The following is a 26,442-nucleotide window of genomic DNA, read 5'->3' on the forward strand; positions in this document are numbered from 1 at the left end:
CACCTGCTTTCTTTATTTCGGATAATAGGAAAAACCAGGATATTTTACAACCGGCCATTTTTCTTTTCTGAGAGCCTCAAGCAGCTCAGGACCGACCTGTAAATTACTTTGCACCAATTCTGTCGGCGTTAACGCCATCCATTGATTTAAGGACACATCCTGGAATCGATCACTTTTAAACATTTCTAAAAACCATAATGGCTCTGTTCCAGTATTTTCAATATAATGCCCCGTCGCAAATGGAACATAGCCAACATCTCCCGCCCGATAATCAAATGTTCGAGCCGTTCCATTTCCTGTGAAAACTGTCATACGGCCTTTTCCTTGCAGATAATATTGCCATTCATCGTTGTTAGGATGCCAATGCAACTCCCGCATCGCCCCTGGCTCAATTTCCACCAGTGCAGCCGCGATATTTTTAGAAATTGGGAAATTAGTCGAATCGACAATGCGCACACTGCCTCCAGGTGTTTTTAATGGAGGCTGTGCCAACAGACGATGTTTAAAGGTTTGCGGAACCTCACCATATGGAGATTGCACTTTCTGAGAATCAATTGGCCCCGGAACCCGATCCTGATAAATATATAGCTGTTCACTCGGGATGTGATCGAAAGCATGAATAGGAACCCCAAAATTCGCTGATAACACTTCTTTTGGCGTATGAGCAAACCAATCTGAAATTGACAGTGTGTTCAGATCGGAGAAATGCCCATCATCAAATACTAATAAGAATTCACAGCCATCCTCAAGTCCTTGAATGGAATGAGGAATGCCAGGTGGAAAATACCATAAATCACCGGGTCCCACATCCGCTATAAAGTTACAACCATTCTGATCGACAGCTGTAATGCGAGCATGGCCAAGCAGCATATAAGACCACTCTGCCTGTTGATGCCAGTGCAGCTCACGTACGCCTCCTGGTGTCAAACTCATGTTCACACCCGCCAAAGTCGTAGCAATCGGTAATTCACGAACCGTAATTTCCCGTGACCACCCACCTTGATTTAAGGTCATATGCGTGTCTGAAAACGAGAATCGTAAATTAGGAATCAAACCCGCATCAGTCGTTGGTGGCACTAGCATATCAGGATTTTCTAAATCCCTCATAATATCCCGTGGCCCCTTATCCACCCCTCCAGCCCCATCACCTCGAATAGGCTGAGGCACCTGAAAATAACCCGGTGGCAAATTTTCCAATCGTTCACCTCTTTATGTTTGTAATCAAAATAAAATACTTCTATTCTTCTAAAATGTATGGATACACAGCTTGGATTATTCTCTTTCTTTTCTGGCAGTGGGTTGGCTACTAAGCATAGATACTTTATTGAGAGAGGAGCTTGCTACATTGATCACTTTTCCCTAATTTTGGAGCGGGTTCTTCAGTTGTTTGATCACTTCTCATCTACTTTGGAGAGGGTTCCTTACTTGTTTGATCGTTTCTCAACCACTTTAGAGCGGGTTTCTCACTTCTTTGATCACTTTTAGAGCAACCTTCTCTCGTTTCCCTAACTTCAGGACAAGCCCTTATTTACTCTTTCGTCCAATAGCCTCCACCGCACATTCATGTAGGATTTGTAAGCCTTCCTGTAATTCTTCATAGGTTGCATAGGCGTAGGATAGACGAATATGATGATGATCTTGTGGATCATAGATATAGCCGGGATTGATTAATACTTGCCGCTGCAACAGCTTCATAAAGAAGTCTTTATCTACAAGCGGCTCATGAAACTTGAGCCAAATATAAAAGCCTCCCCTTGGTTTGCTCCAATTCGCCACATCTGTAAACTTCTCCTTTAAAAGCTGTTCCGTAAAATCGGCTCGCTCCTGTAATTGTTGACGTAATCCTGCGAGATGCTTTTCATATTTTCCTGATTGCAGCCAATGTAGGACAATTTCCTGAGAAATGGCACTTGAGCCATAGTCTGTTTGCATTTTTATATCGGCTAATCGCTCAATCACAGTGGTTGGACCGATGAGCCAGCCAATGCGTAACCCTGGGCTTAAGGTTTTAGAGACGCTGCCAATATAAAGAACTTGTCCGCTATTATCCATGGCCTTAAGCGGCGGTGATGCCTCTTCAAAAAGCAATTCATGATAAACATCATCTTCTACAATTGGAATCCGTGATGCCTGACAAGCTTCATATAGCTGTTCTTTTTCTCTTGTTGTCCATACATGACCTGTTGGATTATGTAAAGTAGGAATGGCATAAAACACGGCTTGTTTCTTTCGTTTCCTTTGCGCTAATGTTTGAGCAAGCTGTACATCACGTTCAATGCTAATCATTTGCATGCCAACTGACTGAAAAGGGTGAACAGAATTTAAATAGGAGGTTGGCTCCTGAAACACAATAGACCCTTGCTCTAATAAGCCAACAGCAATTAATTGTAGTGCCTGAAGAGCACCTGAAACAATACAGACGTTTTGAGGTTCAGCGGGAATGCCTCTTTTTTGAACATATTTACAAATAGCTTTACGAAGCTGATCATTACCTTGTGGCGAAGAGTAGCCTAATGCTTTGGGTTGGAAGGATAGCTCTCGCAGTGAAGCTTCTATTTCCTCGGTAGGCAACAAACTGGGTGCTAGCTCTCCCGTTCCTAAACGAATTACATCCTCGCGCTGTTCGTATTCGTTAATTAATTGGATGGTGTGGTAGTTTGGCTTGTGGATGCTTGTTTCGATATAAGTTTGCCAATTCGGCTGTGTTTGTTGGATTAATGCATGCCAGGAATTGTGCGTAACATAAACACCAGAGCCTATCTTTGCTTCAAGAATGCCCATTGCTTTTAATTCCTCCAAAGCCTGCTGAACTGTGCTTCGATTCACATCGAACTGCATGGCCAGCTGTCTTTGGGTAGGTAGTTTTGTCCCTGCTGCCCAGTCTCCTCGCTCCACATTGGCTGTTATCCACTGTACAATCTGCTGCTGTAATGTATTATCACTTCTTCTATTCGGCTGCCAGCTCATGTTCCTTCTCCTTCCATGCAATAAAATTGGGTGGATAAAAAACCATCCAATTGGTCGTTTTCTTTTAGTTATACCATATCTAAAATAAGTAAAGAAAGGAGGAATGGTCATTGGAAGCTTTTCTTCATGGGATCATTTTAGCATTTGGACTCATTTTGCCATTAGGCGTACAAAATGTTTTTGTTTTTTCACAAGGTGCTACACAACCAAGTTTATTACGTGCTTTGCCAGCAGGTGTGACTGCTGCGATCTGTGATACACTGCTTATTCTACTTGCGGTATTCGGTCTGTCATTAATTGTTCTACAGTTTGAATGGTTGCGTATCACTTTAATGACTATTGGTATCATCTTTTTACTTTACATGGGCTATAGCATTTGGCGTTCAAATCCAGCAAACACTGAAAATAGCGAAGCATTGCCTATAAAAAAACAAATTCTCTTCGCACTCTCTGTGTCACTTCTAAATCCACATGCTATTTTAGATACAATCGGTGTTATTGGTACAAGCGCATTAAAATATAGTGGAACCGAGCAAATAATGTTCACTGTTGCTTGTGTGTTCATTTCCTGGCTATGGTTTTTCGGTCTCACATTGACTGGCGCCTCGTTCAAAAAACTAGACGGCTCTGGAAAATTGATGCGACTATTTAATAAATGCTCCGCCGTCTTTATTTGGGCCACAGCATGTTATCTGGCAAGTGGCTTATTTTAACGTACATAGAAAAAGCTCAGGAGGTAACCCTGAGCTTTTCTTTTATAGAGAAACAAATAAAGTGAGCTTTTCATTAAACAATGACGTCTCAATGGATTTTGCATGAGGCCATTGCTCACCATAATGAATAGCTTTAACTAATACATTTTCTTGTAATAAAGCTTCGTGCTGCTGAATCATGAAAAGTACCCCTGCACTACCATTAAAGGCAATCGATACATATTGCGCCACTGGTAGCTGCCATTTTTTTCGTGCATCTTGTATAGTACGAATCAATTCTCGTATTTGCCCTTCTTGTAGTAAGCTCTCTGTAAGTTGAACATTCATCAAGACACGGCAAGTGCTATCCTCCGCTAAAATATAATGGTCCTTGACGATTGATTCAGCTATTACATGTTCTCTTAATAATGTTAGCTGTTGACCGTCCATCATGAGATCCACAGTTTCATGATGTTGTAGCCTTTGTTTCTCTTCCTCTGTTAATGACAACACATACTCTTTTACTTGATGAACCTTTGGACCAAATGCCGCTCCTGCTGTTTTAAAATTCAATTTATAATGCACGCTTTCATAGGCTGAAAAATCATGTGTCCATCTACAAGCTTTGATGTTTAACTCGTCCTGAATGAGTTCGCTATAGGCTTGGTAATCCGACAGTTCACCTTTTAGGGCAACAATGAGTTCACTTAAAGGCTGCTTGACCTTTATTCCCTGACTATTGCGAATGCTACGTCCAAGTTCGACAACTGTTAAGACCGTTGCCATTTCTTGTTCAAGTTTCACATCCACTAGTTGATCGTCGAATATTGGATATTCCTCAAGATGAACACTTTTTCCACATAGTTGACGGTAGATATCCTCTGCTATAAATGGTGTAAACGGTGCTATTAATTGACAAATGGATGTCAGTGCCTCGTAAAGTGTGCTAAATGCACCTCGTTTATCTGCTGTCATTCCATTTGCCCAAAATCTAGCACGTGAACGACGTATATACCAATTGCTTAACTCTTCCACCAATTGACCAATTTCCCTTGTAGCCTGTGTAAATTGATAATCATCCATAGAGGTTGTGACAAGCTGGATAGTGTGATGTAAGCGGGACAATATCCAATGATCTAGCTGTGAACGTGTACCTGTATTTGTAGCATCATACGTAAAGTTATCGATCTGGGCATACATGTCATAAAATTTAAACGTATTGTCGAGTGTATCCACCAGCTTAGATTTCGCATCTAAGACAATTTTCTTCGAAAAACGCTTTGGATTCCATGGTGAGCTATCAACTAAAAATGCCCAACGTAGAGCATCTGCTCCATACTCCTGGATTAACTCAACAGGCTCTAATGCATTGCCTTTACTTTTGGACATCTTCTGTCCATGCTCATCGAGTACATGCCCTAACGATAGCACATTTTTATAAGGTGGTTTTCCTGTAAACAAGGTTGATACTGCTAATAAGCTATAGAAAAATCCTCGCGTTTGATCGATGCCCTCAATGACCACATCTGCTGGAAACTGATGATGAAAGTTCGCTACGTCTTCAAAAGGATAATGCTGTTGGGCAAATGGCATCGAGCCACTGTCAAACCAAACATCGATAACTTCAGGCGTACGTTTCATGTCGCCCTGGCAGACAGGACAGGTACAGACAATGGCATCTATAAATGGCTTATGGAGCTCTAATTGTTCTTTGACAGCTCCTTTGGCTAATTGTTGTAGCACTGCAACACTGTTAGGTGCCTCCTCATGATTGCAATCCTGACAGATCCACACATTGAGTGGTGTCCCCCAATAACGATTACGACTAATATTCCAATCCACTAAGTTTTCTAGGAAGTTGCCAAATCGTCCATCCTTAATATGGCTAGGGTACCATGTCACCTGCTGATTATTTTGTAAAAGCTGCTCTTTTAATGCCGACATTTTGATAAACCAGCTATCTGTTGCATAGTACAATAATGGTGAATCACAGCGCCAGCAATGCGGATAGCTGTGCTCATATTTTTCTTTAGCAAATAAAAGCTCTTTTGCTGCAAGCAGTTTAATGATATCGACATCACAATCTTTCACAAATCGTCCAACAAGCTCAGGTACCGCTTCTGTATAACAGCCTTTTAGATCAACTACATTGACAAAGGACAAGCCATGTTGCTGCACCGTTTTATAATCGTCCTCTCCATAAGCAGGTGCTATGTGTACAATTCCTGTTCCACTATGCTCTGTCACATAATCTGCCATGACAATGATATGCCCTTTATCGACGGTTACATAGGAAAATGGCGATAGATAGGAAACACCTGCAAACTCCTGTCCGTCATGCTCACTTAATATTTCTACAGGCTCTGAAAAAACCTTTGATACCAACGATTTAGCTAGTATATAGATGCTGTTTGCATGCCTTACACGGACATATCGAAGAGCAGGATTCATAGCCAAGGCTACATTGGCTGGTAATGTCCTAGGCGTCGTTGTCCAGCCTAAGATATATTCGTCTCGATCCTCTAGCTTAAACATTGCAGTAACGGATAAATCCTTAACATCCTTATAGCCCTGTGCCACCTCATGAGAGCTTAAGGAAGTTTGACAGCTAGGGCAATAAGGTGAAACGCGATGTCCTTTGTATAACAGTTTTTCCTTGTGAACATGGCTTAAAATATGCCACACAGATTCAATATAGTCATTACTTAATGTTAGGTAAGGATCATCCATGTCAAGCCAGTAGCCAAGCTGCTCTGTAAAAGTACGCCATTTTTGCTCATAGGTAAAAACGCTCTTCTTACATGCTTGAATAAATTGCTCCACCCCATAGTTCTCAATCTCCTGCTTTCCTGAGATTCCTAATGCCTTTTCTACCCCTAATTCCACAGGCAACCCATGTGTATCCCAACCTGCTTTGCGTTCAACTAAATAGCCTTGCATTGTTTTATAACGTGCCACCACATCTTTTATGGTTCTACCAAATGCATGGCCAACATGTGGTAAACCATTCGCTGTTGGGGGTCCCTCATAAAATACAAAGGGCTGCTGTTCAGCACGATTACTTACGGATTTTGCAAAGGTCCCTTCTTGCGCCCATAATGTACGAATCCTTGTTTCTCGTTCAACCGTTGTTTCTTTCTTTTGTTCTTTCTGCATATTAGTTCCTCCTATACAAGCAAATTTGTATAAAAGGCATACAAAAAACCCCGTCCCAAGGAAAAGGGACGGGGTTAACCGCGAATACCACCCTAATTCTATTGACACGATGGCCAATAGCACTCAGCAACGTACAATCATACGTGTTCTTTTTAACGGTAGACACCCGGATTAGCTTACTCCATTCAGCTAATCTTCTCAGAGAGGATTTTCATGTAACACCTGCACACCGACTTCCACCAAATGTCGGCTCTCTGTAGAACAAAATGAAACACTACTCTTTCTCATCAACGAATTTGTATGCTTTTATTGTCCTTCATCTTAGCAAATTACCAATTGTCTGTCAACGGAGGACAATCTTAAAAAATTTCGTTGAGACAAGTGGCAATACTTTGATGGAGATCAGCATATTGTGGCTGTTGAATGGTTTGAATCAAAAAGCTCTTCAGCAATGTTTTACTATTGAATAGCACGAGAATGTCTAGCTTCTTGTTAGTGAGATTCCTTTACTATTTTCATTTCTACGATATCCTTATAATCAATGAATGGCTGAGCGTCATCGTTCCCAATCGACTGTCTATATTGAACTTCTACTCGATCACCAACTGATAGTGTTTGCGGGACATCCACTAGAGGGAACCATGTACCATTACTATGTTTTTGCACTAATTCATCGACAGATTTTTGCCCAACCTCGCTTGCCAAGACGCCTGAGACAACTAAAAATTCATGTTCCTTGATCGCTAAGACCGTTCCACTTCTGATGAGCTTCATTTGGCTGTCCTTTTCTGGGATTTTATATTTTTCTCGTAAGGCGGCAATGTCTTTATGATAATGTTGTTCTAAATAATTCATGGCTTCTTGCTCGACAAGCCATGTACGAATGGGATTACTTACATCCTTATAATCGGCTTGGCTTGCCTCCCATAATAAGTCAAATGTAGCCATTTTATAGGCAATTGGCTTGCCATAGTTCTCTATAAACCCTTCGTTTGTGACTTGCAACATTTGCAGAAGCTTATCATAAGTTGGCCGAGTATCATCCTCATAGCTCCACTCTTCCATGAACTGTTCGAGTGCCTTATCTACTTGCTCTTGTGTAGGTACTAGTTTTTTCGATTGCGCATAAGCAAAGGTCGATTCTAAATATAAAAAGTTATCAAAGCTTGCCTTATATAAACGATTCTTTCCGTTCATAAAAGAATCAAGTTGTAAATATAGCTCTAAAATCCGCTCATCTAATACGGGTGGAATAGTAGAAGCTTGCTGTTGTTGTTCATTATATTGATGATATATAAACAGCCCTATGCAGACACTTAAAATCATAGCCAAAACACCATATGGCCAGCGTTTTGCAGATTTTTTTTCTTGGCGTTGCTGTAAATGCTGAACCACATTTGTCATCACACGCTTTTTACTTTCTGATAAATCCCTTACTACGCGAGCATCCATTTTACTCATGCAGGAGCACCTCCCATTCAACATGCTGTAATTGTAGCTTCAATAACTCTCGCCCACGACGTAGCCTTGTTTTGACGGTGCTTTCAGGAATCGTTAACAGCTCTGCAATGTCTACCACAGACATTTCTTCAAAATAAAAATGTATAATGACCTCTCGCTGTTTGAAAGGGAGAGCTAGAATCGCATTTTCAATCAAAGTACGTTCATCTTGCTGTACAAGCATATCTCTTCTCATAACGGTTTGCTGCGGAAAAATCTTCTGTTGCACTTGAATTTTCCGATAGGTCCAGCTACGTAAATAATCTTTACTTCGATTACTAACTAATTTTGATAAATACGCCTTTAGCTCCCCACGTTCCTCATAGTTTTGCTGATTATCATAGAACTTAATAAAGACATCCTGTACGATATCTTCAGCACTTTGTAAATCTCTAACATAGTAAAAGGCAAGACGAATAAGCCTCTCTGTATGCTGTTCCATTATTCGTTCCAGTTCATGAATTAGCAACATTCTTCCTCCTCTCTACCCTATAAACGGTGCCCACGGCTTCGAGGTTTGCTTTTTTTGTCATTTACTCCAAATCATTGTCAGCAAATGGTGTAATCACTTGTTTTTCCGTTGAAGATAACACGATATTAGTAGAAGGTGTGCCATAGGGCATAGCCGCATCAATAAATTGTTCTAATGTTTCTACTGAATAGGTCGCTAATTTAACAATATAGCTAATTTCCCCAGCCACTCGATAACATGCCAAAACATCAGGATGAGCATTACAAAATGAAGAAAGACTTTTACAATCAATGGACTTAAATAAAATAATGGCTTCAATCGTACGCTCCATCTTTTTCAGATTTACCTTTGCATGATAGCCCTCAATCACCCCCTGCTCCTCTAGCTTTCTGATTCTTTCAATAACGGCAGGAGAGGATAAATGAACGGTAGTGGCTAATTCCTTCATAGAGATTTTGGCATTTTGCTGTAACTGCTGTAATATTTGTGTATCAATATGATCCATGGTCCTTCACCTTTCTAAATAAATTATTTATGACATAATACCTTTTCAAATAAAGTTTTTTACCTAAAATCCATTATACAACGTATGTAATCTTTTCTCCCTTTTGTTTACAATAATATCAATAAAGGAGGCAAAACAAACATGAAAAAAATATTGTTACTATTAGCAAATGGCTTTGAAGCGGTGGAGGCAAGCGTCTTTACTGATGTGCTCGGCTGGAATAAGTGGGAAGGTGATGGTACGACAGATGTGGTTACGGTCGGCCTGCATGAACAGCTGCAATGCACCTGGAATTTTAAAGTCACTCCTGAAAAATTGCTCCATGAAATTGTATTAGAGGATTTTGATGCATTAGCGATTCCTGGAGGCTTTGAGGAAGCCGGTTTTTATGAGGATGCGTTTAGCGAGGAATTTCAGGCAGTCGTTCGTCACTTTGATGAACAGAAAAAACCGATTGCAACAATCTGTGTAGCTTCTCTTATTTTAGGCCACAGTGGAATTCTTCAGCATCGTCAAGCAACAACCTATAATCATCCAACAAGTAAACGTTTAGCACAGCTAAAGGGCTATGGTGCAGCAATTGTCAACGAGCGCATTGTGCAAACTGATCATATCATCACCTCCTCCAATCCAGGAACAGCCTTTGATGTTGCCTTTCGCTTACTAGAAACTCTAACATCTGCTCCAAACACAGCGAAAGTAAAAGAATTAATGGGCTTCCACTAAAGCATAAAAAAAGTAGGCTTACACCAATATACTTGGCATAAACCTACTTTTTGTATTATTTACTTACTGGTGCTGTTTCTGATGCACTCAAATCCATTTCCTTTGCATTGTCTAGCACATCTTTTGGAATCGTAATTGTCGTTACCGCATTGAAATCATGATATTTGATCGTTGTTTGCTGTCTTGTTTTGATCGAATTGCCTTCTACTTGCATCTTTAATGTCATGTCCATAGCAATTTCTTCTACATCGAATGTTTCTTTATTAATCAATAATTTATATGTGAGACCATCAAAGGAAATATTGCCTAATTGTGCCTCTAGATCCGCTTCCATTCCTAAATCCATTGCGCCAAGCTGCTGCTTCACTAGCTCTGTGAATTTATCGCCAGAGCCTTTTAATGTTAATTCATAACGGTTTGCTGATTCTACTAATGTAAAATCTTCGGCAAATGCTTGTAGCATCTCCAATTGTTCAGTTGCATCTGGCTGCATCCCTGTTTGGCTCAGTACATCTTCAAATAATTGTTTCGGGAACTTTACCCAGGCCTTTTGTTCTGCCTCATACATATACATACCATCTTTAGCCGTCATATACATTTTAATCGGCAAATTAATCGCTTCACCACTTGTTGGATCTGTTAAAGCCATTGAACCATCAGCAAAGAATTGCATTGGCTCTGTAACAATTTCCATCTTCATGTTGCCTTTAGAATCCATTTTCATGGTTTCCTTACCATCGTTTGCCTCCACTGTCTGAGAGATCGTCATGGTAGCCTTCATGCTTTTTAGCTCTTTTTGCTTGGCTAATGTTTTCGTAAATACTTCCTCTAACAAAGCACTATCCTTTGTTGTAGTAGGTTGTTCTTCTGTTACTTGCTCCTCTTTAGGCTCTTCCTCTTTTACTTCTGTTGTAGGCTGTGTATCCTCAGCTAAGCCTAATGCGTTCACAATAAATGTTGCTAACTGACCACGAGTAACATTTTTATCTACACCAAATTCTGTGGCAGTAACACCCTTCGCAATGCCTGCCTCATACAGAGCTGTTACTGCATCTGCAAATGGACTATCTTGCTGTACATCTGTGAATGGACTTTTACCTTCTGCTGTTAAACCTGCAGCCTCTGCTACCATTACTGCCATTTGACCACGAGTAATTGTGTCATCTGGACGGAATGTATCATCCTCATAGCCTTGTACAACGCCAAGATTAACTAATGTAACAATCGCTTTATAGTATGGGCTAGATGAGTCGACATCCTTGAAATTCGGATTCTCGACAGCCGTATCCGTTGTAGTTAGATGAAAAGCACTTGCTATCATCTTTGCTGCCTGTCCACGTGTCACATCCTTTGAAGGCTTAAATGTACCATCTGGAAAACCATTAATGATGTCTGCTGCATGCAATGTAGAAATACTATTATAATGCGCATAATCCTCACTCACATCTGAAAATGGACTAGCCGCCGATACAGGTACTACCGCAACAGCAGTAACCGCCATTGCCGCTGTTGCCGCTGTATAAAACTTATGTTTTTTCTTTGTCATAATCAATCGTCCCCCGTTTATGTAAATTTAATGCTTACCTATTAATTTTAGCGAAAGAATTGGAAAAATGCTAGGTTCATTGGAAATTAAATTATAATTATCCATTAAATCCGTCATTTGGTGCTATTTATACATATTTTGGTCACTTCTATCCAACACTCTCTTAATAAATAAAAAAACCGACCTCCTAAGAGATCGGTTTTTATGGTGATGATTACTCAGCAGCTTTTGCGCGTAGAACCATTTGTAGGATACCACCATGGCGGTAGTAGTCTACCTCTACTTCTGAGTCGAAACGAGCTAAAGCTTGGAAAGTTTTAACTGTGCCGTCTTCAGATTTAGCAGTTACTGTTAAGATTTCACGTGGTTTTACGTTGTCAGTAATGTTAACAGAGATTTCTTCTTTACCAGTTAAGCCTAATGTATCAGCAGATTCACCTGGCATAAATTGAAGTGGAAGAACACCCATCATTACTAGGTTAGAACGGTGGATACGCTCGTAAGATTGTGCGATAACAGTTTTCACGCCAAGTAGGAATGTACCTTTCGCAGCCCAGTCACGAGAAGAACCCATACCGTAGTCGTTACCAGCAAGTACGACTAAGCCAGTACCTTGCTCTTGGTATTTCATACATGCGTCATAGATGTACTCTACTTCGCCTGTTGGCCAGTAAGTAGTGAATCCACCCTCTGTACCAGGAGCAACTTGGTTACGGATACGGATGTTTGCAAATGTACCACGCATCATTACTTCGTGGTTACCACGACGAGAACCGTAAGAGTTGAAGTCACGGATTGCAACACCGTTTTCAATTAAATATTTACCTGCAGGTGTATCTTTACCGATTGCACCAGCTGGAGAAATATGGTCAGTTGTGATTGAGTCACCGAACTTCGCCATAATGCGTAAGCCGTCTAAGCCTTTAATAGCTTCTGGCTCTTTTGCAAGACCTTGGAAGAATGGTGGGTTTTGGATGTAAGTTGATTTGTCATCAAATGTGTATAGAGACTCAGTTGATGTTTCAATTGCATTCCATTTTTCGTTCGCTGTGAATACAGTTTCGTATTCTTTTTGGAATAACTCACGGTTAACAACAGTACCTAATACTGCATTAACTTCTTCTGTTGATGGCCAGATATCAGCGAAGAATACTTCGTTACCATCTTTGTCTTTACCGAATGAATCTTTTTGTAGATCGATATCCACTGTACCAGCAAGTGCATAAGCAACAACAAGTGGTGGTGAAGCTAAGTAGTTAGCTTTTACAAGTGGGTGTACACGACCTTCAAAGTTACGGTTACCAGAAAGAACTGAAGTTACGAATAAGTCATTTGCTTTAATTGCTTCTTCGATTTCAGGTAATAATGGACCTGAGTTACCGATACATGTTGTACAACCGTAACCTACAGTGTTGAAACCGATTTGGTCAAGGTATGTTTGTAAACCTGAATCTTCAAGGTAACCAGTTACAACTTTAGAACCTGGTGCTAAAGAAGTTTTTACCCATTTCGGCACTGTCAGACCTTTTTCTACAGCTTTTTTCGCCACTAAGCCCGCAGCAATTAATACGTATGGGTTAGAAGTATTTGTACAAGAAGTGATCGCAGCAATCGCAACAGCACCTGTTGGAATTTCTACATCGCCTTCAGCGAATTTCGCTACAGAAGTTTTTTCGAATTCATCTTCTGTTAAACCGAAACCTTGTGTACCTTGTGGTGCCACTACTGCTTCTTTGTAACGAGAACGCATTTGAGATAGTGGAATTAAGTCTTGTGGACGTTTAGGACCAGAAAGGTTTGGTTCGATTTCAGCTAAGTTTACTTCTAAAACGTCTGTGTAAACTGGCTCTAATGTTGGATCGAAGAACATGTGGTTCGCTTTTAAGTAAGCTTCTACAACCGCAATGTGCTCTTCGTCACGACCAGTTAAACGCATGTAGTTTAATGATTCTTCGTCGATTGCGAAGTAACCACATGTAGCACCATATTCAGGAGCCATGTTAGAGATTGTCGCACGGTCAGCTAGTGGTAATTTAGATACGCCAGGTCCGAAGAACTCAACGAATTTACCAACTACGCCACGTTGACGTAATACTTGTGTTACTTTTAATGCTAAGTCAGTAGCAGTTGTTCCGTTTGGAAGATCGCCAACTAATTTAACACCGATAACTTCTGGAATTGGGAAGTATGAAGGCTGACCAAGCATACCTGCTTCAGCTTCGATACCACCTACGCCCCATCCAAGAACGCCGATACCGTTGATCATTGTTGTATGAGAGTCAGTACCTACTACTGAATCTGGGAATGTTTCGAATGTGCCGTCAGCATTTTCGTTTACGTGTACAACTGGAGCTAAGTACTCTAAGTTTACTTGGTGAACGATACCTGTTGCTGGTGGTACAGCACGGAAGTTATTGTAAGCAGTTTGAGCCCATTTTAAGAAGTTATAACGCTCAGCGTTACGTTCAAATTCTAGGTCCATGTTTGCTTGTAATGCAGATGCATTACCATATTTGTCAACTTGTACTGAGTGGTCAATTACAAGGTCAACTGGAATAGCAGGGTTGATTTTGCTTGGGTCGCCGCCCATTTCTTTCATTGCAGAACGAAGAGATGCAAGGTCAACAACTACTGGTACACCAGTAAAGTCTTGTAATACAACACGAGAAGGTTTGAATGGTACTTCTGCCTCTGGGTCAGCACCGTTACCCCATTTTGCTAATTCGTTTACGTGTTCTTCTTTAATTACATACGCATCATATTGACGTAAAACAGATTCTAATAATACTTTAATTGAGTAAGGAAGGTTTGAAACTTTTGCAACGCCAGCTTTTTCAATCGCAGCTAAGTCATAGTAATTGTAAGTTTTACCATTCACTTCGAATGATGCACGGCTGTTGTGTAAATTACCTTGTGCCATTTGCGGATCCCCCTAATATATCTTTTTGAAAAGGCTTTAAAAATGTGTAGCATCTTTTCTCCAATACCCATGATAGCGCATTTATATTCATAAGTAAATTACATTAATATTATCTTTTTTGATAAGCATAACTTATGACCTTGGTTTCTATCCTGATGTTTTTAATTTTTTGATGTGCATAATATCAAGGTTTTGTATTAATGAGGGTTTCTATACCTGTCTAACGAAGCATATCTAAGTGTATTTAACTGGGGTACTTTTTGGGGCACTTGCTGGGGCACCTGTAACTTTTTTAAAATGGTGCCCCAGTTCGTAAAAATGTAGATAAAGAAGGTTTGGACAGGTACTATTTTATAAGGAAAGATCGATATATAAATTCCTTTAAAGTTAATAGTATTTCTTTGCAACAATCTGTGGCATTTTTATTTTGATTTTTACTATACAAACAATTTTCTACTATTATTAATACATTTTTATTATGGTACCTTCTCTTGGTTCATCTCGTTTGTAGATTCTAAAGATTTTTGTTTGCTTTCTCTCACTGCTTCAGTTATGATTTTGAAATTTCTTCTAAATCAAATTCATCACGATCCATGTGTCTGGGCTCTTTTTCTTTGTTGGTGTTTTTATTATAGGCTATCATATTTGACAGCCTTTAAAACCTTTCTTTGAAGTTAATACTTATAATATTTTCATCTCTTTGGATCATTCTGATTACGTTGTAACCCTGTGCTCTTAAAAGGTTTAGAGCAACATCGTCTGTTAGTGCTTCATGTTCACCGTGTGTTAAATGTAAGCTTGATAAACCTATAATTGGTACATTGTCAGGCTTGCGTTTGAATAAAAATTTTACTGGTACTATTATATTGTAATTCATAATCCACACCCCTTTTTTACAGATATTTCTACATATAAGTTTAAATACCCTTCCATTGAAGAGAATATTAACTTTTATTTCTATATACAAAACATCCTGATTTTCCTAAAATGGGAAATAGCAGATATGAGCAGAGAGGAAAATGTAATTGATAAATTGCCCTAATTGTTTAGCCAATAATTCATTTGAAGAAGTAAATAAAGATGGTTACTGTTTATATGTATGTGAATATTGCAATTCTGTAATTGAAAAAACACCAATTCCGAAGGAGAAAATTGTTGATGAGGCTTTGCCCTCACAAAAGATTTTTACAACTACACTCGAACAACCTCCAGAGTATAATCAAAAAAATATAGATACCTTTAATTTAATATTTATTGGTGTATTTATTTTTTGTTTTTTACTACTTTTATACTTCTTAATAGTATAATGTTAAACAAAAAGACCAGCTCGGCTAAATTTTAGCTTTGCTGGTTTTAGCGAATTTACAGAAACGAGCATTATTTACTACGCTGCTCAATAATAATCTTCAAACCTTCAAAATCCCCACTTGTCATTTTTTCAGCATCAAATTTACCAAGCCATGATTTATCTATCTTACCTTTATCTACAGCCTGTTTAATGTAATCACGAACTGCTGCTTTAGTTGTCTCATTTGAGAATTGCATTTTATCTTCATCCTTTTCTGTTGGTTTTCCTTTTTCCATCGGATTCATTGCTTCTTCAATTCGTTTCAAAAAACTATTCCAACGATTTTCTGTCAATATACGGTGGGGACAATACTTGCTGTTCCAGTCCTGATGTTTCTTCACTCGCTCAATGCCCCAGCCGTATTGCTTCAATAATTTTGCAATGTACTGAACTGCATTTTCTTCAGCCACTCCATAACGAACACCACCACTTTTGCTGTAGCAGATTTCTATTCCAATAGAAATACGGTTGCCTTTCTTTGATGCCTTAGGATCCGAACTACCTCCACCATCTCCACAATGCCAAGCGTTACGATTAAACGGAATAGCTTGGATCACCTCTTTATCATCTATCGCAACATGATAAGATACTTGATTATTGTTATTGATCATATAAGCAATTTCGTTAGCAGCTGGTGCATCATTTGCTGTATTGTGCACAGTGATAAATTGAGGCACCATGGTGTATGGCGTCTTGATTGAATATTTGTTTGCAGGTAGAAAGGTTTGTTTGAACGTATAAGCCATTACTGTTCACCTTCCTTTTTAGCTGCCTTTAACAAATCAAATGTGCCTGACGCTGTTAGTCCTGCTATAAAGCCAGAAATCAACATAACGTACAGTGGAAATTCAGCTAAAGGCCATAATACCAAACCAATAAAAATACCAATCACTACAGACGTGATCGGCATGTATTGAGTATTAAGATTAAACGTCTTTTTAAGTACCTCTGCAACTGCTAAGACAATTGCAACCATCATCATTGCAATCATAAAAATGTTTGTTAAATCCATTATTCATCATCCTTTTCTTTGTTTTTATAAGTATGTTTTTCCATGCGGTCCATACGTCCTTATAACGATGTTAAACTGCGACTGATTCCTTGCATTGCTGTTGCTTGTTTACCTTGCGCTGCAGTTAAAGCTTCTAAATTTCCCGTTAGTTTTTGCTCTCGTTTTGCTGAATTCCAAAAAACATACACGACTAAGCAAATACACAAAATCGACCACACAACCTGGGAGTTTGCTATATGACTTGCTGTTGTTACTGCGGATACAATATCCATTCAATCACCAATCCTTTGCCCTAATATAAAAAGCCATGATAAGCATCGATATTCAGTACAGTGTACTGTAGCCCATATCGATTGCTCTCATAGCATTAAAAGCCCTCCACTGATTGATAGTAGAAGGCGAATTATTGTTGTTAAAACATTCATCAATTATAAAAAGAATCTTATTTTGAATACTCAACCAACCATTTGAATGCCAGTTCGTAATTATCGAAAAATTCAACAGACTTTTTTGTGTTGGATTTCTTTAAATGGTTCATTATCTCTCCCTCTTCAAGGAGAAACGCAATTGCTTTACTGTGTTTTAGCATTGTTTTATTATAGAACTTATCTTTCCATTCTTTTTGAACAGAAAAATGATCTGGGGTGTATCCTTTCCTATCTACCAACAATTTGTACTCTCTACCTTCAGAAATAAACTGCTGACACACCTTTTCAAAATCATTAAACCAATCATTAACGTCTTGAATTTTTATTTGACCTATCAGGTGGGTAACTATTATATCTCCTGAAACTTCGGTGTTGACATTTTTCACTATCAACTTAGAATCATCTCCCTCAGTTTCTATTATCCATTAAAACCATATAAATTCAACGCTTAACTTATACCGCCTGCCGTTTACTTGCACTTCATAAAACCATATTCTATGTTTGATTCAGACAATAAAAATAACGCTAAGCTTCTGCTTGCGTTTCTGTTTGAGTGGCCGATACTGGTAATACACTGATTAAAATTCTGGTGTAGAAACCTCATCACCGTTATCTAAATAAAATTTCATAATATAGTTATCCATATTCTCACCCCCTATCTTTACCCAATAAAACCACACCAAACTCCGCCCTATCGGTTACTAGTACATGACAGTCTTTTTCGATATCTAATGTTCCTAAGATACTTACTTACCCGTAACCAGTCCTTTTTATTTGTATGGCTGTTTGATGCAGTTTTCAAAGCAAAAGAAAAAGCACCCAAATAGGTGCTCTTGCTCTACAATACTATTACCATGCAACCATTAATTTAAATGGCTGATCAAATACAATACCTGGGGCTGTTTCAATTACTTCAATATAATTCCATCCATAAGTCAGATCCTCTGCCGTAACATTTCTATCTGTTGCTACTTTGATAAAGTTACCATTCAGCACATTCATTTTGTGGTTACCATCTGGATGGAAAAGAAGCGATGCATATCCTGAATAACGATCATAATAAAACTTGTAGTAGCGAATCGGAGTATATCTGTTTGTATAAGAATTTACATATTCACCACTTTTTATTTCTGTCGCTTTTTCATAAACACTACTTGTTGTTGCAGCATACTGAATAGTTTCTTCAGAAGTGTTTAATACCTCATTAGCAGATGCTACATTATGTAATCCTCCAAATAATCCAAGTGCTATAACAGGTGCTAAAACTAAACCTTTTTTCATAAATAATCCTCCTTTTATGTATTACATAAATAGTTTATCACAAAAAAATAAATAAAATTACCTTTAATTCAAAAATAAGGAATATTAACCATCCAAGAAACATACTATTTTCAATTTTAAACCATTTTTAGTATATTAAACAAATAATTGAAATAATAAACTATATAAAAAGCCTCCATCCTAAGATGAAAGCTTTGATATTGTGGTAAATTGTCGAGTGCCCTTTTCTGACTCGTGGTAGAGGACGTTATTTTGTAACGAATTGTGTTCTAATTTTATAGTGCATTTCCGTGCACTTTGTAGCTATAGTAAGTTTGACTGAATTCTATGGAAAGTGGACGAAGTTCACATATAAACCACTCCTTAATGTTGGTCATAGTAAAACTGTGAATTGATACATTGATAAATAAACCGCAAATAAAAAATGCCCGATTAATAACCAACCATAAACTTTTCTCTCGCTCTGAAATGCTTCAATTCCTTTAGTTAACATGAATTAAGAAGTCCTCTAAATGATTCATTGTTTCTGTTCCAAAGCCTTCCCCCTGTATTCTTCGAAAATATAAATTTCATATAGAAAAGCACTTTTCTTTTCTTCCTCAATTTTTAACCAAACAAAGCCTATTACCTTTTCTCCTCTTTGTATATCAAAAAGGTGATGATTAGGTGTTTCAATTCCATTTGGTAGTAAACCTTTTAATTGTTTGTGTGCTTTGGTAGAAGGCTCATCTCCCTGTTCATGTATATTTTTAGATAAAACATCCCAAAATCTTTCAATCTTATTTTGAAAGTAATTCTCAAATTCATCTTTTGACATTTTTCTTAGTACTATCTCTTCCATTATTGTCTATCTCCTTGATATGTTTGACTTATCTATAATCTAATATTCATTCATCTTGAACTGAACTGCTTCGTAAGTTGAAAAATCAATACTTTTAGAATTAACTAAAAAGAAGTAGCCCTTCAGCTACTCCATCATTTGTTCCAATATATTATTTCTAACCCTAAATATCGTCTTACTGGATAATTTCCATGCGCTTACCAATCGCTCGCATACTATCCCCATCAAGCAATCTATGAAGTACCTCAACCTCTCGATCCCCGTGGACTAATGGAATACGTTTTTGTATCTCCGCAATCTTTTGCTCATACTCCTTAATTCGATAATTTAGAGAATATACACGCCGTTGTACTTCTGTATACACTGGATCACTTTGAACCTACAGGCATTCAGTATAATCCCATAGGGAAGGATCGAATGACCTATGAAATATCTTATGGACCTGAAGTTAAATTGATAAATCACACTCACCTAAAGACTTATAAATATCCACCAGAATAGTCAATTCTGTCTCCTGGTGGAACTATAGGCGGACCATTATAGATATTGTTTCTTTCACTCTTTATCCTCCTAAACATCTTTCTACTATTCCCCATTTCACTCCCTTTGACTTAACTTTCCTAAGTATGATTGTTTTCAAATGTCTATCCCATTTTCAAAACAAACTCAACTGCTCATATTTTTGCTTCTTGACAGGTAATTTCACTATTTCAGATATTTCGCACTCAATTTTTGTCGTTTGGTTCACCTTTTCCTGCTTATCGTTCACCATAACAGCTTCCAGTACGGGTCTAGATCCAACTTTTCTAATAGCTTGTAGTTCCTCTCCTATTAAAAGCACGCTACTTATGTCCTTCCTATCTACAAGCCCATTTCTCTTAATTGATATGCAACCATAAAAATTCTCTATCACCGTTGCCTGCTCACCATTTTCATAATGTTTATGCCTGATAAGTGATGCATCCAAATTTTCTACAATATCGCCAACCTCAAATATGGTAGCCGGGTCTGTTACTGATTCTTCAAGAGACACAATATACTCAAAACATTCATTACGTTTATATGCCCCAATTGGTGGATAATCTGGACGATGCTAAAAAAACACACTGTAGTAACCATCTGCTCGTGGCTCCGTAATGATGTATTCCTCGTCAATTTGATAAAAATGTGAGGGTGGCTTTACTACACGAGCCAAATATATTAAGTACTTGAGCTTGCGCATCAATAGCAACATCCACTAGCTCAAAGTGATTCTTTTGGTAGGCTCTAAAGTGTGATTCAGGTCTAGGGAAGCGGCTAGCACAATAGGCATGACCGCCATGTGGGAAAAGATAGTAAAGTTCACCTTTTGTGAAATGTAGTGTTTTTTAACGTAGCAAAAAACATAGACCATGAGTCCTTATTGGTACTCTTTGCCTAATGTACATTATATGAAGTAGGAAATTTATTGTTTTAGCAACACGCGCTATATATAAGTGACCATTTGCAGGGTCAATGGCAATGTCCACATTGGTACACGCGGTATTAATAGTACCTAATGACGTAGATGAAATTGCTTGATTACTGTTAGCTCGTTTTTGGCAAATAAAATATATGTAATAACTTTTTGCTCTCAAAACTACACAAACCCCGCTCTCTCACCTCAAAGCATTTTGGCTGTTTGATGCAGTTTTCAAAGCAAAATAAAAAACCTTCATCCTAAAATGAAAGCTTAAATAGTGTGGTAATCCTATTGTCGAGTGCTCACTTTTGACATTCTGGCAGAGCGTACCACGTTATTTCGTAATTGTATGTTAGATTTAAAGTGCATTTTCGTGCACTTTAAATCTATAGTAAGTTTGACGAAGTTCACATATAAACCACTCCTTTCAAAATTCGAACTATAAAAACAAAATTAATTTATAAATACAAAAAGCCACACCTTATTAGATGTGACTCGCAATAAAAAACTTATGCTAATCTTAAAATTACAATAGAGGCACTGATAACCGAACTACCACTAGTTGTAGTATTTAATAAAGATATTGGAGTGGTATCAATACTTCTTAAAGTAAGAACATCCATTGCATTTAAAGTCGTGATCACTTCACCAGTTTGCCTTGTGGTAGGAGAATTACCCCCATAATTGGAACCTGCTATTTGGTTGTTGCCATTGAACAAAGCAAAAGCAGAAGAAGGCGTACCTATAGCGAACACTTCATAGATAATAAGGTAAGTACCCATTTGGTTTATTATAATAGGTGTTGTTCCTGGTACATGTGTGACAAACCCTGCAGGAGTAATATTGCCATGTGTATTGAAAGTAATTTGACCATTATTCGGAATATCTATCTGGTTGAGCAGTTGTATCATAAATATAAGCAAGCTCTGGAAACCCCGTACCAACAGGTTGTTGTGGTACCTGTACTCCTTGATGGACATTCTTGTTATTACAACTTTCTTCACAATCTTCATGAATTCTGCTAACTCTTTTTCAAAATATAGACCAGCCATGTATGTCATGCTCCGAACTAATTTGCTCGGCGCAGGTCAGTCTGTCTTTCCGTAATAATTAGTAATTTATAAATACCAAGGGAGGAAAACCTTACCTCACCGTCCTGCCTCCCATTTTACAAGATAAATTTTTGAATACCTAATGTGTAACATATATAACGTTTGTAACATGTATCACATTTAAACATTGATTAGTTTATTATTTTTCAATATTATTGCAAGCATCAAGTATGTAATTCATGAATTGGATAGTATCATCAATACGTTGTTTTTTAGATTTATAATAACGTATGTTCAATCCTTCTTTTATACTAATAGCTTCTTTTATAAGGTTATGCCATCTTTCTGGTATATGATTGATTGCATATTTACTAGCATCTACCTTTGAAACAATATCGCATTCTCTAAGTGTATAAAATTGACGTAACATCCCTGTAATAGACCACTCTACTTCCATATCGACAAATTTATTTGGTAACAGAAGAGCTATGGTCTTATATTTTTTTATTGTCTTCAATCGATTTAACCAATAGGTATTCATATTTTCTAAAACATATTCAATTAATATACTTTCATCAACATTAAAAACTAATGTGGTAACATCTGAACCCTTTATAGTGATTCCTTTGTTTTTTAAAATCCACCAAGTAATAGGGTTAGTACAATGATTACTCCATTTTGTTTTACCTTCATTTACGTATAAACAATTCTTTATCTCAGATTGTTTCTTACCAAAATCTTTATCTAGTAAATAACACCCATCCATTACTGTTTTCTTATATTTTTGATTTAGTTTTTCATGAAGATCAGATATTATTTTCACATCTGATTCAGTTAGGGATCGATTTACAACAGCAATAAAGTCAATATCACTAGAACCTTCTATGTAAGCATGAAGAGCAATTGAACCATGTAAATATAATGCATCCAGTGTATTAGGAATTTGATTTTCAAATAACGATAAATATTCATTTAAAAAACTTTGAACTTGGATAGGAACTTTAGAATCCATAGAAACTCTCCTTTTAATTCTAATCAATACTTATATTACTAAATAAATAATATAATTCCTATTTTTGATAAGGATTATTAATAGAAATTCCATTTGCCACTAAAAAAAGAGGACATAGAGCCCTCCCTTTCTTACGCCAACATCTGATAAATAATACTATTTTTTAATTCTTCGAATGCTCGTTGCTGATAAAGCCATATGTTGGCCTATTCACCGTTGCAAATTGCCATCTAACATCCAGTTCAACACTTGGACCTCTCTATCACCAGTAACTCTTACGATTAGATTTTGTACCTCTAAAAGCTTCTTCTCATATTCTGCAACATGTTTTATATTTTATGCAGAGGTTGCATAATCTGAAGATGATGAGTGATAGGGACAGGTCATAAGTGATAGCTACCAAGAGAGTAATTCATTATGAAGATATTCTTTTTTTTATTCGACACTTTTAAAATTAGGAATAGTATACTTTTTCTACTTTATATAATGTCTGCTCGATAGTGGAGCAGAGAACGGCATCCGCTTTGTAAAATTTAACTCGAAAGTATAAACTTTTCAAAAAGTTCTTTATATTATTTTTTTGCTTAAAGGCAGGGAGAAATTCTGAATTTTTCTCCACATCACCAAAACTTTGAATCCACTGCTCTACACAAGTCTGACTAAGTATTTTTCTATTTAAAACACTAATTATGGATTTGACCATTCTCTCATCTTCCCCATCGGAGTAAATTCGCTCTGTTATAGTCATCTTTTCGTAAACCAAATCGAGGATAGTTAAGAGGTCGCTTTTATCCAGTTCGGAACATTGAGCCAAATCATCTAAAGCATCTGCTGCATGGGCTATGGCATGAGCCCAGCCTTTTTCTTCATCATACCCACGGTAATCTCGCTCTTCTTGTACATTGTAAAATACTTTCTCTTTTATGTGATGAATTTGCTCTCTTGAGAGAAATGGTGATTCTCTATGCCTCGTTAAGAGGAGCGGTATGACTAGCATGGAGAAAGACCGAGTGAAGACAGAGTCTGTATTTGTTTCACCAAGCTTAAAAAGCAAATGGTTTTTATCCAAAACAACCGGTAAAAGTTGTTCTAGTTCGTTTGCGGTGAGAGATTTATCAAGAATCCAGTGTGATAAGGTTGTATAAATTAGCTCATCACGTAGTTGGGCATCCAAAGAGCCAATGTTATTTATCATTTCTAGTATCAACTGAAATCTATCGGGAGGTGCTTGGTACCCATTTTCTTTTATTACTATCAACTTTTCTTTTAAATTCATTTTACACGCTCCTATTAGAAAAATTTGTTTGAAATCAACCCTTTATTGATTAGTAAAGTATTCAACTTACGCCTTTTCTTAATTCGCTCAGTTTTACTACAACAAAATCATTCAAATCTTTTAGTAATTTATTTGAATCATTTATGTAATACTTATTATGCCATCGGAACGTTTCTTCTAGTTCATTTAAATTACCTATCGAATCTAATCTATTAATTATTATTTCGATATTCCGATTAACTGTATGTTCGTAACCATTAATTTGGTCTGATAAAATTCCGATGTAAATATTTTTTATAATTAAAGTATTTAAACAAACTGTTAATTCGTTTCGCAGTTTTTCGAGTTTCAGATTGTTTTCGACCAAATCCCTTTTAGCCATATCATAAATTCCGTCATCTTTACGTTTTAAAGAAAATCTATCCTCATATGTGTTCATTAAGATTTGGTGTGTTTTAGTTAATTCTGAAATTATCCATTATTTTTTTTTAGATTTGAGTAGATTTTATAATTTCATGGTTCAACTCTTCTGCTTTGGTAAGGATTAATGCAATGTAATCTCTATCCCTTGCCTGCTTATCTTGTTTTTTTAACGAATCCTCCACTGATTTTTTGTTTGCTTCGATAATGAAATAAGTAGTTACAATTACGCCTACCATTCCTATTATCCCACCCACTATACTACCTATAAGTCCATTATCAACATTTAATCCATCGATCATTATTGTATCAATTACGAATGATGTCCCTAAAATTAGGACAACAAAAAAATATGATTCCAATAAAAATGTTTTAAATTTTATCTGACATTATTTAACCTCCCACTAAATCATAATCTGAGAGATAATAAATTGGAACAATTTTCTACAAATTCCACTTTCAAAACATCACCAAACTCTGCCCTCTCAACTCAAAGCGTTTTGGCTGTTTGATGCAGTTTTCAAAGCAAAAGAAAAAGCCACAACCCATATAAAGTGTACCCTTTGTAAAGGGTACACTTTAATTTTAGACGTGACCTTTAATATTGTTTTACATTAGATTTGTTTTATGGAATTTTCTTCTAATTACTTTTTCAATGGATTCATATTTGGTAATTCCATTTTCTATTAGTGTTAATTTCGGAAGTGTAAAGTAAATTATTATTGCAGAAGTAATTCCAATAAGAGCACCTACCATTACATCTAATGGATAATGAACTCCTACCCAAATACGTGAAATTCCGACTAATATAGCAAGCAAAATCCATAGAATCCATTTTCCTTTTTTAAATAACCAAAAGGACATACAGAATGAAAAAAATAATATGGTATGATCGCTTGGAAATGAATTATTTATTGCTTTTTCTATCAACTGATTTGTATTCGAAAGGACAGCAAATGGTTGGTGATTAAAATGTAATAACCCTGCAAATTTCCCTATAATTTCAGCCAAAACGAAAGCTATGCTTGCGCACATGAGCATTATTTTATTTTCTCTATCTTTGGTAAACCAGAACAGAATAACAAAAATAGCTAAAAAAATAACTGTGTATTCAGCAATAATAATCATTGGTAAATTGAAGAATTGAAATTCTTTTCCTAAACTATTAAGCATTCTAAATAAATCATTATTTATTTCTAATATATTCAAGACATTCTCTCCTTTATAGCTTATAAAGCTATGTTAAGAAAAAATGTATCTTTAAACCATCGTAAAAGGTGACAATTAATTGCTTAAGCTAACATTATTGTCACTTTGATTTGAAAGCCTTTATGATTAGTTGTATCAATTGCTCGTTTCTGACATACACGTACAAGTGAACGTGTTTATTTTACATATTCATAATGTATATTGACTCAATCTGAATAGTGAAATATTTACCAGTTTATGTTATCCTTATATAAATTATTAGGAAGCCTCGGGGGTTGTTTTGTGTTGAAAATACATTCTACAAATAGATATATCATATTTATTTTTGGCATTACTTTGATGATAACTGGATTAGGAAGATTATCTGGTTTCTTTGAATATGATTCAGTTATTCCAAATCAATCTGTTGCACTACTATACATATCTATGGGCGTTTCTGTAATGTTCATTTCTTACTTTGTTAAACCCAAAAAAGAAAAAAGTTAAACGTTTACCATTCCAGATCTTTCAAGCATGTTCCTCATATTGTGTAGTTAGAAACTGTAAACAACCATCCTTGAAATATCTCTTTAATTCTCTTTTCCTAACAACCATTTCTTTATTGTTATTTACTAATCTTACATACTATTCTTTGTTAG

25 protein-coding genes, 1 pseudogene and 1 other annotated feature are annotated in these 26,442 nt (G+C 37.0%); of the genes and pseudogenes, 4 read left to right on the plus strand and 22 right to left on the minus strand.

Annotation, left to right across the window (positions count from 1 at the left end; translation table 11 throughout):
- Positions 1 to 12 precede the first annotated feature (12 nt).
- Positions 13 to 1,197, minus strand: coding sequence for an oxalate decarboxylase family bicupin (locus C7B89_RS10545; RefSeq protein ID WP_048393109.1), 1,185 nt, complete (start codon positions 1,195 to 1,197; stop codon positions 13 to 15).
- 327 nt (positions 1,198 to 1,524) lie between these two features.
- Positions 1,525 to 2,967 carry an aminotransferase-like domain-containing protein gene (locus C7B89_RS10550; protein WP_115673670.1) on the minus strand — a complete coding sequence of 481 codons (1,443 nt, stop codon included), beginning with the start codon at positions 2,965 to 2,967 and terminating at the stop codon, positions 1,525 to 1,527.
- 110 nt (positions 2,968 to 3,077) lie between these two features.
- On the opposite strand from C7B89_RS10550, the gene C7B89_RS10555 reads away from it, so the two are divergent.
- Positions 3,078 to 3,680, plus strand: coding sequence for a LysE/ArgO family amino acid transporter (locus tag C7B89_RS10555; protein WP_054550253.1), 603 nt, complete (start codon positions 3,078 to 3,080; stop codon positions 3,678 to 3,680).
- Positions 3,681 to 3,722: 42 nt separating this feature from the next.
- Here C7B89_RS10555 and ileS read toward each other — a convergent pair whose 3' ends face one another.
- The 4 genes from ileS to C7B89_RS10575 all read right to left on the minus strand — a co-directional run bounded on the left by ileS (position 3,723) and on the right by C7B89_RS10575 (position 9,292).
- A complete protein-coding gene (gene ileS, locus C7B89_RS10560; RefSeq protein ID WP_115673704.1) occupies positions 3,723 to 6,815 on the minus strand; it encodes an isoleucine--tRNA ligase in 3,093 nt (1,030 codons plus the stop codon).
- A gap of 61 nt (positions 6,816 to 6,876) precedes the next feature.
- Positions 6,877 to 7,115: a binding site (T-box leader), on the minus strand.
- Between the two features lie 192 nt (positions 7,116 to 7,307).
- Positions 7,308 to 8,276 (minus strand): DUF3221 domain-containing protein, encoded by a 969-nt coding sequence (locus C7B89_RS10565; RefSeq protein ID WP_115673671.1) that lies wholly within the window; start codon positions 8,274 to 8,276, stop codon positions 7,308 to 7,310.
- The gene (locus C7B89_RS10570) at positions 8,269 to 8,784 is read right to left on the minus strand and encodes a sigma-70 family RNA polymerase sigma factor (protein ID WP_115673672.1); all 516 of its coding nucleotides are present in this window, start codon (positions 8,782 to 8,784) and stop codon (positions 8,269 to 8,271) included. The genes C7B89_RS10565 and C7B89_RS10570 overlap by 8 nt, the downstream gene beginning before the upstream one ends.
- Positions 8,785 to 8,848: 64 nt before the next feature.
- A complete protein-coding gene (locus C7B89_RS10575; RefSeq protein ID WP_048393120.1) occupies positions 8,849 to 9,292 on the minus strand; it encodes an Lrp/AsnC family transcriptional regulator in 444 nt (147 codons plus the stop codon).
- A gap of 141 nt (positions 9,293 to 9,433) precedes the next feature.
- Between C7B89_RS10575 and C7B89_RS10580 the strand changes: the two genes are divergently transcribed.
- Positions 9,434 to 10,018 carry a DJ-1/PfpI family protein gene (locus tag C7B89_RS10580; protein WP_066037380.1) on the plus strand — a complete coding sequence of 195 codons (585 nt, stop codon included), beginning with the start codon at positions 9,434 to 9,436 and terminating at the stop codon, positions 10,016 to 10,018.
- A gap of 55 nt (positions 10,019 to 10,073) precedes the next feature.
- Here C7B89_RS10580 and C7B89_RS10585 read toward each other — a convergent pair whose 3' ends face one another.
- The 10 genes from C7B89_RS10585 to C7B89_RS10640 form a co-directional block, all read right to left on the minus strand.
- Positions 10,074 to 11,564, minus strand: a complete 1,491-nt coding sequence (locus C7B89_RS10585; protein ID WP_115673673.1) for an S-layer homology domain-containing protein — start codon at positions 11,562 to 11,564, stop codon at positions 10,074 to 10,076.
- A gap of 214 nt (positions 11,565 to 11,778) precedes the next feature.
- The gene (gene acnA, locus C7B89_RS10590) at positions 11,779 to 14,484 is read right to left on the minus strand and encodes an aconitate hydratase AcnA (RefSeq protein ID WP_048393126.1); all 2,706 of its coding nucleotides are present in this window, start codon (positions 14,482 to 14,484) and stop codon (positions 11,779 to 11,781) included.
- A gap of 655 nt (positions 14,485 to 15,139) precedes the next feature.
- Complete coding sequence (locus C7B89_RS10595; RefSeq protein WP_115673674.1) at positions 15,140 to 15,361, minus strand: hypothetical protein; 222 nt, start codon at positions 15,359 to 15,361, stop codon at positions 15,140 to 15,142.
- Positions 15,362 to 15,861: 500 nt separating this feature from the next.
- The gene (locus tag C7B89_RS10605; RefSeq protein WP_115673675.1) at positions 15,862 to 16,578 is read right to left on the minus strand and encodes a peptidoglycan recognition protein family protein; all 717 of its coding nucleotides are present in this window, start codon (positions 16,576 to 16,578) and stop codon (positions 15,862 to 15,864) included.
- A complete protein-coding gene (locus C7B89_RS10610) occupies positions 16,578 to 16,844 on the minus strand; it encodes a hypothetical protein (protein ID WP_004227831.1) in 267 nt (88 codons plus the stop codon). Before C7B89_RS10610 ends, C7B89_RS10605 begins: the two co-directional genes overlap by 1 nt.
- Positions 16,845 to 16,903: 59 nt before the next feature.
- Positions 16,904 to 17,116, minus strand: a complete 213-nt coding sequence (locus C7B89_RS10615; RefSeq protein ID WP_115673676.1) for a hypothetical protein — start codon at positions 17,114 to 17,116, stop codon at positions 16,904 to 16,906.
- A gap of 170 nt (positions 17,117 to 17,286) precedes the next feature.
- Positions 17,287 to 17,694 (minus strand): STAS/SEC14 domain-containing protein, encoded by a 408-nt coding sequence (locus C7B89_RS10620; RefSeq protein ID WP_167444829.1) that lies wholly within the window; start codon positions 17,692 to 17,694, stop codon positions 17,287 to 17,289.
- A 427-nt stretch (positions 17,695 to 18,121) separates the two neighbouring features.
- Positions 18,122 to 18,553, minus strand: coding sequence for a hypothetical protein (locus C7B89_RS10625; protein ID WP_115673678.1), 432 nt, complete (start codon positions 18,551 to 18,553; stop codon positions 18,122 to 18,124).
- A gap of 517 nt (positions 18,554 to 19,070) precedes the next feature.
- Positions 19,071 to 19,394 carry a GNAT family N-acetyltransferase gene (locus tag C7B89_RS10635; RefSeq protein ID WP_115673680.1) on the minus strand — a complete coding sequence of 108 codons (324 nt, stop codon included), beginning with the start codon at positions 19,392 to 19,394 and terminating at the stop codon, positions 19,071 to 19,073.
- A gap of 175 nt (positions 19,395 to 19,569) precedes the next feature.
- Entirely contained in the window at positions 19,570 to 19,758 is a 189-nt protein-coding gene (locus C7B89_RS10640) for a hypothetical protein (protein ID WP_244205629.1), read from the minus strand.
- Between the two features lie 11 nt (positions 19,759 to 19,769).
- Between C7B89_RS10640 and C7B89_RS23540 the strand changes: the two are divergent.
- A pseudogene (locus C7B89_RS23540) lies at positions 19,770 to 19,895 on the plus strand (DUF3888 domain-containing protein); the annotation flags it as partial.
- A 154-nt stretch (positions 19,896 to 20,049) separates the two neighbouring features.
- On the opposite strand, the gene C7B89_RS10650 reads toward C7B89_RS23540, so the two are convergent.
- From C7B89_RS10650 to C7B89_RS10675, 6 genes are all read right to left on the minus strand, one after another.
- Positions 20,050 to 20,427 (minus strand): hypothetical protein, encoded by a 378-nt coding sequence (locus C7B89_RS10650; protein ID WP_115673681.1) that lies wholly within the window; start codon positions 20,425 to 20,427, stop codon positions 20,050 to 20,052.
- A 917-nt stretch (positions 20,428 to 21,344) separates the two neighbouring features.
- Positions 21,345 to 21,887: a hypothetical protein gene (locus C7B89_RS22910; RefSeq protein ID WP_158539188.1), complete on the minus strand. Its 543-nt coding sequence runs from the start codon at positions 21,885 to 21,887 to the stop codon at positions 21,345 to 21,347.
- Between the two features lie 199 nt (positions 21,888 to 22,086).
- Positions 22,087 to 22,899: an aminoglycoside adenylyltransferase domain-containing protein gene (locus C7B89_RS10660; RefSeq protein WP_115673683.1), complete on the minus strand. Its 813-nt coding sequence runs from the start codon at positions 22,897 to 22,899 to the stop codon at positions 22,087 to 22,089.
- 454 nt (positions 22,900 to 23,353) lie between these two features.
- Positions 23,354 to 24,175, minus strand: a complete 822-nt coding sequence (locus C7B89_RS10665) for a DUF2785 domain-containing protein (RefSeq protein ID WP_115673684.1) — start codon at positions 24,173 to 24,175, stop codon at positions 23,354 to 23,356.
- A 488-nt stretch (positions 24,176 to 24,663) separates the two neighbouring features.
- Positions 24,664 to 24,834, minus strand: a complete 171-nt coding sequence (locus C7B89_RS22915) for a hypothetical protein (RefSeq protein ID WP_158539189.1) — start codon at positions 24,832 to 24,834, stop codon at positions 24,664 to 24,666.
- 370 nt (positions 24,835 to 25,204) lie between these two features.
- Positions 25,205 to 25,804: an undecaprenyl-diphosphatase gene (locus tag C7B89_RS10675; protein ID WP_066037318.1), complete on the minus strand. Its 600-nt coding sequence runs from the start codon at positions 25,802 to 25,804 to the stop codon at positions 25,205 to 25,207.
- Positions 25,805 to 26,086: 282 nt separating this feature from the next.
- Here C7B89_RS10675 and C7B89_RS10680 point away from each other — a divergent pair, with 282 nt between their 5' ends.
- The gene (locus tag C7B89_RS10680) at positions 26,087 to 26,290 is read left to right on the plus strand and encodes a hypothetical protein (protein WP_231595622.1); all 204 of its coding nucleotides are present in this window, start codon (positions 26,087 to 26,089) and stop codon (positions 26,288 to 26,290) included.
- The last annotated feature ends 152 nt before the right edge of the window (positions 26,291 to 26,442 follow it).

This window comes from Lysinibacillus capsici (assembly GCF_003367505.1).
Lineage (GTDB): Bacteria > Bacillota > Bacilli > Bacillales_A > Planococcaceae > Lysinibacillus > Lysinibacillus capsici.